2 protein-coding genes and 1 pseudogene are annotated in these 1,214 nt (G+C 66.1%); 2 read left to right on the top strand and 1 reads right to left on the bottom strand.

The window, feature by feature from the left end; translation table 11 throughout:
* Positions 1–315 (top strand): enolase C-terminal domain-like protein (locus ACIOWN_RS34545; RefSeq protein WP_401984492.1); only part of this gene is annotated, 315 nt, incomplete at its 5' end.
* Positions 316–652: 337 nt separating this feature from the next.
* On the opposite strand, the pseudogene ACIOWN_RS34540 reads toward ACIOWN_RS34545, so the two are convergent.
* Positions 653–901 (bottom strand): annotated as a pseudogene (locus tag ACIOWN_RS34540) (amidohydrolase); the annotation flags it as partial.
* 60 nt (positions 902–961) lie between these two features.
* On the opposite strand from ACIOWN_RS34540, the gene ACIOWN_RS34535 reads away from it, so the two are divergent.
* The coding region (locus ACIOWN_RS34535; protein ID WP_401984490.1) for a hypothetical protein at positions 962–1,214 on the top strand (253 nt) is incomplete at its 3' end.

Raw genomic sequence — 1,214 nt, 5'->3', positions numbered from 1 at the left:
CACTTCGACATCTCACTCGCCATGATGGCGCACTGCGGAGCCGCCGTCCCCGGTGACTACAACGCGCTGGACACCCACTGGATCTGGCAGGAGGGTCTGGAACGCCTCACGGTCCGGCCCCCGCAGATCACCGACGGGGAGATCGCTGTCGACGACACACCCGGACTCGGTATCGAGCTCGACACGGACAGGCTGCTCGCCGCCCACGAGCTCTACCTGGAGAAGCGGCTGTCGGGCCGTGACGACGCCGCAGGGATGCGCTACCTGGTCAAGGACTGGGCCTTCGACAGCAAACGCCCCTGCCTGGTGCGGTGACGTACTCTCCACTTTCGACGTTTCGTCGGTCATCGCGTGGGTCGCTCGGGCGGGTGATATGGCGTCACCTGGCCACGCCGGCTGGTGACAACAGAGAGGCATCGGCGGTGCTTGGCGTCTCCTCCGGAGAGGGACCCCTGCCCTTGCCGAAAATCGCGCCTATGCAGGTCATGCAGCATGCTCGTACTCATGGAGGATGCCGCCGAGGCGTTCCCATGCCCGTAGCTCGTCAGCACCCGCAAGCCGGCCTCCAGCGCACCACGTTCCGGGACCGCAGCGCCGACGCACTGCCAGGTAGCGGTCGCCTCAGCCACGGCCCGCTGGAAGTGCCTTCACGTCAGCTGCCGAGCCAGGCGAGGGCGGCCACCGCCATGGCGCTGACGCCGGTGTCCAGGGTCGGTTGGACGACGGGGGCGAAGGCGGGGCTGTGGTTCACCGGGACGTCCTGGGCGACGGTACCCTTCTTGGCGGCCTCGACACACAGCTCGGCGTCGATGCCTCCGATGCCCCAGTAGGTGAACGGAACGCCGAACGCTTGCGGGATCTCGCTCATGTCCTCGCTGGCGGTCTGCAGGTCGATGGTGTGTAAGAGCTGTCCCGTAAGTGCGTGCGGTTGGGCGTGTCAGGTGCCTGGGCTCTTCCAAAGATGCCGTTCGTCGAGGGTGCCGAACCGTACGTCTCCGCTGCTGAGGTCGACAAGGATGGGCCAGCAGTCCAGCAGTTGGTCCCTCACATCGCGCGAGGTCAGGTACTGCACGGAGTTGTAGGGTGCGATCAGGACGCCGTTGCTCTCCCGGACGCGCTCTGGACTTTCCCCGTGATGCTGGACACTCGTTGCTTACGCCGCGAGGGCGTGTTCTTGCTCGTGTCGCTGTCGGATCTCCAGCGGGGTGAGGTAT

The organism is Streptomyces sp. NPDC087787 (assembly GCF_044743035.1).
In the GTDB taxonomy this organism is placed as follows: Bacteria; Actinomycetota; Actinomycetes; order Streptomycetales; family Streptomycetaceae; genus Streptomyces.
The sequence above is the reverse complement of the archived record's forward strand: the minus strand, read 5'-3'. Positions and strand labels throughout refer to the sequence as shown.